Genomic DNA, 7,082 nt, shown 5'->3' with positions numbered 1-7,082 from the left:
CGTCACTTTTTTCATGTCACTTTGCCAGAAAAAGCAAAAGAATTGACGACTCGACTGACTGATAATTTCCAGATTTTAAAACCATCATCTTGAAGTGAGATTGGTATATATCATTACTGGTAAATACCCTTATACCAATATACCGATTATTGGTATAAGCCAGCTTAATAATCAGACCTGTATATGTGCAGGGATAATAGATTCCTGCATGGGAGCCTGTACGCCTGATTGCATGGGTAGCTGCTTGTTACCCATTATCTAATAAAATTTACTTAAAGATATTATTATGAAATTACCTCATGATTTAACTGAAAAAGAGTTTGGGGCTCTGCAGCAAAAAGCTGAAGAGAAATATGATTCACGGATATCACGCTATATGCTTCGTCGATCGCTTGCCGTGATATCTAATTATCTGGAAAACTATAACCGAGTATTCGCTCTACGCACTGATCTTAGGTTTGCTCAGTCCCATGTGCCAGATGAGCCAGATATGCCGACATGCTTTCAGAAAGATGATGAGAAAGCCATCACTCGGGCTATAGAATCCCTTAAAAGCCAGTTACGGGAAGAACACAAGCGTTCTGGCAGGGCTGGTGAGCCTACACCACTCGGCTATATAGAAAAGCGCTTAAGTTAGCACAATCCCGCATTTCCAGATTTCAAAAAGTTATTTAGTATCTGGTGTCTTGACCAGTTAGACGATGATACCAGTGAATTCACTTCTGGGAATGCTTTAGTCAATGATTATGGCCATCAACTTCGGCTTTTGGCACAGAGCGAACTTTCATTGACGCCATGCCAGTGTCGATGCAATCGCTCGCCTGGACGTTCAGATTATTCTGTCCAGCGCTGGCAATTCATCACCACTGGCTACGCGGGCAGCTCCACATCTGCTGGCAACCGTTTAAGGTGGGGGCACACTGTGCCTCTGAAAGTATCTATACCTCCCGGAGTTCCCCCTCCATAATGAGTAATTTGTGCCATGATTTTTTATACCCCTTGAAATCGAAAACGGGATTTATTTTTTTGAACGCGCTGACCGCCGTGAATTCAGCAATTTTGTCTGTTTTCCTCTCAGTGCAAAAAAAAATCATTTTGAGTATGTAAAATCATCCTTGATTTAAAACTATCAGTAGTAGGAACGATTAACTCAGTTGCCAGGGCGTCTTATCGCACAGCATTTGTATCAAAAGTTCAGAAGATCACTTGGGCGGCCAACATTAGTTCCTGCTAAAGCCTCAATCTTGGATTGAGCATAGGCAATAGGAGATGCTCCACTTAAAACGAGCCACGATACAATCTCGGGATTCGCTATCGAAGTGAACTGGGCAAAATTATCGATGTTTTCTTTGGCTAGTAATACGCGTTTGAGGTGTTTCTTGAGTTTATCTGGTTTGCCCTTTATGTCATCACCTTGATATTCAGATAGTTGCGAGGCAACTTCTGAGTAATTACGAGCAAGTGAGAGGTCCTTACATTCGATAACGAGAATTTGATTGCGGTCTGAGCGCCAGGCAAGAAGATCAATATCCCCCGGATCACCGGGTAGATTCCTGCGAAGAATTTCAGGGAAGCCTATGCCACGTCGAACTGTCCAGCCTGTTTCACGAAGTTCTCTCTCCAAAGTTTTTTCGAATGTGTGTCCTTCCCGCGCTCCACCTAACCAAGTGTCTCTCATGCCCTCTGTGCGAAAGAAGTCACGCTTAAATTGCCCAGTGTATGCACCATCGAAAACGTATTTAAGGGACAGGTTCAAGAGTCCTGGTGCGATAACAATTAGTGGATCGTGACTCTCTTCAATCTGTAACAAGGGACGTACAGCAACTGAAAGGCGTCGGCCAAACCTCCAGGGATATATATCAGAAAGGTCAAATCCATCGGGCACCACATCCCATTTCGGACGCGCGCTGAGGATAAACTGGTTGAGGAACGCATCAATAATTTCATCTGCGAGCCCAGCCGATTTAGCAGCATCCGCTAATTGGCTTCTTCTCATCTCGAAGATCGCTGATTCTTGCTCTATTCCGATGGACTCAAGGAACTGGATAAATCGCATTCCATCATCGAGAGTAAAGCCCATTTCTGCTTTCCAGAATGCAAGGAAAATATCGGTTTCGTCCTCGGTCGTTTCAGCCGCAACACTATCTTGTTTGTTATTCTCATCATCCCCTCCGGCAGTTTTCACATAGTGTTGCTCGAATTGTGCCGCTTGTTCCTCAAACCGTTCGTTAGTAACTTTTGAAAGCATCGGTTCAAGCACCATTTTGCCGAGTTCATCGCGAAAGAGGAGATCACCTAAGGGGGAGATGCGAATATCAGCAGGCAAAGCACCGAAACGTACGGCATCTGACATACCACCTATGCGAAAAAGCAGTGATGCCCGTGCAAGAAGTTTGCTGAGTGCCATATCAGAAGGTTCAATTCCGCCGCTTGTCGGGCACACACAGATGGCCAGTTCAATGATTAGCCGGGAAGTTAACGCTGCGCCCGCATAACGACTCATTTCTTGAGCTATCATCTCTTCGACAGCCTCTTCTCCTGCATGCAAGCCAAGGACCGCTGCTGCAGTACTACGCCAGTACGCCTCTTCACAACGTGCCTTTACAACGTTTTCAAGTAATCGCATTACTGTCTGTTTACGGTCAAATCTTGAAAGTTCGCTTTGTAAGTCTTGGATCAGCACATCAACCACATCATTAAGGAGCTTTCCAACTGCCTTTTTACCCTGATATCGTGATGGTGCATCTGCCGAAACAGCACGCCATGCTAGCTCAATTCGGGCTGCGGCTGAGTCGATATCTTCAATAGCTAAAAGGCGTTTAGTTAGTGAACGGCCTAAATACTGGTTGAAGTCATATGCCTGCATTATGTGGAAGCTGCGCGCTCTGTCATTGGGCACCGCTATCTGCTCAACAGCGACTCCTTTGTCCACTGGCTCTTTCATCCGAAGAAGTGTGGCAAACGCCGTACCGAGTGCGCGCACCAGAGCTCGTTCTGCACGGTTATCCGGTAGACGAAAACCTGCAAGATACCCATCTTGAAGAACCACGCGAATCGCCCCATGCTCATGGATTCGTTCAAGTCGCCAAAATGTATTCATATCATCAGGAAATTTCTCACCATCAAATCGGTCGATATTGTCGTTACCATCAAAATGCAGATACACCTTTAATGATTTTTTTATTGGTTGTTTACTCAAGACCTCCAGTGCCTCGCCAATCCGCCCAATCCATGTTCGAACCATTTTGGCAAGCTCAACGAGGAGCATCCAATCTTCCATTTCTGGGGCTTCGAGCGTTACCCAAAGATTACCCTGCCCCTCATATACACAGGTCAGCCGTTGCGCTTCAAGATCATCAATTGATGCGTAGCACTTGCTCTCACGCTCGGTGGGAAAGAAATCTTCTGCCGAAGGCCTCATCACTCGATGCCATTTACCATTGTTGTCACTAATGCGATGCCGGTCATATCCTGTGTCTGCCGCTATTCGTATATCACGGAGTAAATTCGTGGGAATCATTAACATTAGCGGGTGTTCCGGCGTGATACGGTCATCTGGTAACTGGCCATGAGGAACCATATGGCCATCATTGGCGCGTATCCACCCAAGAAGATTGAGAGTTCCGCTCATATTGATGAACCGAACACCAGCTTGCCTGATCGTTTCGACTGCGTCTTGCACACGCCAGAAGGCAATTGGTGACATATCGGGTAATGCCCCGAACCGGACAAAGTCCGCACCAGACATCCATTCAAATTGCCAACCATCTGGCAGTTGGGGAGGCACACCCACAAGACCCGCCCCCCACCCACATTCTACGCGCACGACTATGCCACGCTGAAAGCCGGGTTGTTTGGCGAGGTCAACTGTAATTTGTTCAACAGAGTTATCTAGAAATTGCGTGGTCTCCTCATCAAGCTGTAGCAAGTTGTTGAAACTGGTATCGGCGTATTGCTGTATGGAAGGCAAGACGAACTGAAGTACCATCAAATGACCAGCATCCACGACGGAGGTTACCATCGTTGTTCGGCTCATTTTGTACTTCTGCCATGTCAGTCTTCTTAACCTTCTGCCATTGCCGAAGACTGGCATCTCGGAGAAGGTACGGCTATAGACGTTAGCTAACGCTTTGTCTAGCTCGCTCAATTCTTCTGTGCGCTTTGCAAATGTTATCACTGCCTGGCGAATTGCAATGGTCATGGCGGTAGGAAGTACAACCACAATACCATCGCGTGTGCGGAGCAATGGCCGTTGTTCAAGCATTCCCTCCCCAGGGACCTGATTTCCAAGCGTGCTTATATGAGAGGGTTCAAGAATGAAAGGTGCTAAGTCAGCGAGTTTGATCCCCTCAGCTCGAAGAGAACGCTCGGACAACGTTACCCTTGAACAGAGCGTTTTCTCATCAAGACCAGCGGTGTCAAGAGAGTCAGGGAATTCGTCTGCGCCTTCCTGAAAACGATGAAGGCCAGAGCGAGCACAAATGGCATCTGAGAGACGGAGAATTGCCTGTATAGCGAGTTTCAGCGAGCGATAGCGGTGCGTATCCGGCATGTCGGATACAATTTCGACCATTAATTGTGTATAAAAACCTGCTGCCTCCCAAACCCCCTCTAGCACACGGTAATCACCTTTTTTATTATCAACAAGGGCGACGAAGACGTCCTCAGCAGGATCTTCTCCAACGATACTACTCGACTCCCCAATAGCTACATACCAGCGTTTCACGTCATCGATATTTGCTATCTGCTGACCTTTGCAGTGAATTAGTGCAAGGCTCGCCAGGAGTTCGAAGCGCAAACACTGAGATTGGTGTGCCGGGAGAGTAAGAAGGCTGGCGAGTAAAGCTACTGTGCTGTCACGCTCAAAATTGACAAACTCAGTGACAACCAATGCGTTGCTCTTTGCTATGTCATCAAATGAGCATTCAAGCGTTATTCCATCAGCCTGCTCGTCCATTTCTTCAAACAAGGTAAGTACATCCATATGAGAGAGATGCTCGTTCACGGGAACTCCTGGCTAAACGTTTTTCAACTTGGATTGAGGACTAATAGCGGAGATGATAACTTTAAGTCAATGTAAAACAGAAGTTTTTCTGATTTTAGTCTCTTTTCCCATACCTTTTTAAGATGACTATTATCCATAAGCAGCATTTTGAAATTTTTTCCGACTCTTGTTGGTTTTAGTTCGTATTTTTAATTCAACCAAACAGCCCCCTTCAAAGCAGTACAGGACAATGCCAAGGGTAATGTGCTGATCTGCTCCCTTACCGTCGATACAGTGCGGATTTACTAACGTCCGCTCCTGGCACAAACCAGACTGTCAGATTCGATTGCGATCTATCTACGATTCCTCCAGGACAGGTTTGAACCAATGCAACTTTGCTGGGAGAACACCAGTTCAGCTCAAAATTCAGTCCACAAGTTTTAACCCCGTTTTCCCAGTTTCAACAATGCTCCCGCTGTCGGCCTTGCTAACAAAATTAGCCCACCATTGCATCATAGGACGACGTTGCTCAAGGTAATCACTGCGGTTATAAGCGCGACGTACCTCATTTTTGTCTACATGAGCCAGTGCTGCTTCAATGACATCAGGCGGAAATCCTTCCTCATTGAGTGCCGTACTGGCGATAGAACGTAAACCGTGTGATACGAGAACGCCTCCTAAGCTAGCACGCTTAAGGGCTGCATTCACTGTCTGGCTGTTCATCGGCTGGGCAGGCTTAATGCGGCTGGGAAAGATAAATTCTCGGCCACCATTGGGTGACTTCATCATTTCCAGAATAGAGAGAGCCTCATCGGAGAGTGGAACCGTATGGTCCCGGTTCATCTTCATTCGAGCTGCAGGAATTTTCCATTCTCTGGCATCAAAATCGATCTCATCCCATCGAGCCTCAGCAGCTTCGGCAGGGCGAGTGATGGTGAGAAGTTGCCACATGAACAAGCACCGCGTAGACAGACTGATGCTAGCCGTACGCATAGTTTGCATTAATTGTGGAAGTTGATCCGGGCGGATACTAGGCATGTTTTTCTTCTGCGGTTTCTCGAAAGCTTTTCCGATGTTTACACTAGGAACAGCATCAATCAGGCCTGTGTTCTGCGCATAAATCATGACTTCGTTAATACGCTGACAAAGGCGGCGAACAGTCTCTAATGCACCTCTGGCCTGAACCGGCTGCACTGCTTTAACCAGAGTATGAGCCTTAATCTCAGTGACACTGATATCACCGATTGCTGGAAAAACATCTCTTTCAAGCGAGCGCCAGATATCGTCGGCATAGTCCTCCGTCACGCTGGCTTTCTTCACATTCCACCAACGTTCGGCAACTAACAGGAAAGTGTTAGTTTTGGCCTCTTGAGAATTCCTCACCTGTTCCTTCTGATGTTCCTGAGGATCAATGTCTTTTGCCAATAAAACTCGAGATTCAGCTCTGAGTTTACGCGCATCAGAAAGCGAGACGGCAGGATAGGCTCCGAAGCTTTGTTTGGTTCGCTGCTTGGTCAGAGGCCGATAGTAACGGAACTGCCAGAGCTTACTACCGCTGGATTTGATTAGCAGAGTAAGCCCGTCGCCGTCATACAGCTGATAATCGGCATCTTTAGGTTTGGCGGCTTTGATTTCCGTATCGGTTAACGGCTTGGTTTTTCTTGCCATGGGGAGTCTCCATGCGTTTAGGCCCAACGAAAACAATAGAGCTTTTCGTTGGGCCTATCAATGGGCCTAAAAGGTTCGGATTTAATTAGTTCTCTTCGGACTTCGCGGGACAAATTGAGGGCACAAAAAAGCCCGCAGGGCTTGCGCCGTGCGGGCTCTTAGGACTTCATCGGATGACTCTGGTAATCACCGGCTGGCGGAATTTGAACTGGTTATATAACTGGTTAATAAATAAGGTATTTATTATTTTTGTATTGGTTTGTTACTACCAAACTTACTACCAAAAATATTTGTGAGTGCTTTTTAACCGAGGAGGGGGTAGCGATGTATGTTCATATTTATAATACAGTATTTTTATGTGTCCCGCTGTCCCTGTGTCCCTGTGTCCCTGTGTCCCTTACTTATTTATATAATTATAAAAATATTATAT

At 46.4% G+C, this 7,082-nt stretch carries 3 protein-coding genes; 1 reads left to right on the top strand and 2 read right to left on the bottom strand.

The genetic code is table 11. The features are described from left to right. Nucleotides 1-286: 286 nt before the first annotated feature. Complete coding sequence (locus IQ211_RS17090) at nucleotides 287-637, top strand: YagK/YfjJ domain-containing protein (RefSeq protein WP_223281772.1); 351 nt, start codon at nucleotides 287-289, stop codon at nucleotides 635-637. A gap of 549 nt (nucleotides 638-1,186) precedes the next feature. On the opposite strand, the gene upx is transcribed toward IQ211_RS17090, so the two are convergent. Then, nucleotides 1,187-5,005, bottom strand: a complete 3,819-nt coding sequence (gene upx, locus IQ211_RS17085) for an anti-phage protein Upx (RefSeq protein WP_189760425.1) — start codon at nucleotides 5,003-5,005, stop codon at nucleotides 1,187-1,189. 405 nt (nucleotides 5,006-5,410) lie between these two features. Continuing rightward, on the bottom strand, nucleotides 5,411-6,652 hold the full coding sequence (locus IQ211_RS17080) for an integrase (RefSeq protein ID WP_189760426.1): 1,242 nt from the start codon (nucleotides 6,650-6,652) through the stop codon (nucleotides 5,411-5,413). Between the last annotated feature and the right edge of the window lie 430 nt (nucleotides 6,653-7,082).

The organism is Xenorhabdus griffiniae (assembly GCF_015163655.1).
Taxonomy (GTDB): Bacteria; Pseudomonadota; Gammaproteobacteria; order Enterobacterales; family Enterobacteriaceae; genus Xenorhabdus; species Xenorhabdus griffiniae.
This window is presented reverse-complemented; position numbering and strand designations above follow the sequence as displayed.

Bases quoted from the DNA above. Each gene is read 5' to 3' on its own strand.
- IQ211_RS17090 (WP_223281772.1), top strand. From the start codon at position 287: ATGAAATTACCTCATGATTTAACTGAAAAAGAGTTTGGGGCTCTGCAG.
- IQ211_RS17080 (WP_189760426.1), bottom strand. From the start codon at position 6,652: ATGGCAAGAAAAACCAAGCCGTTAACCGATACGGAAATCAAAGCCGCC.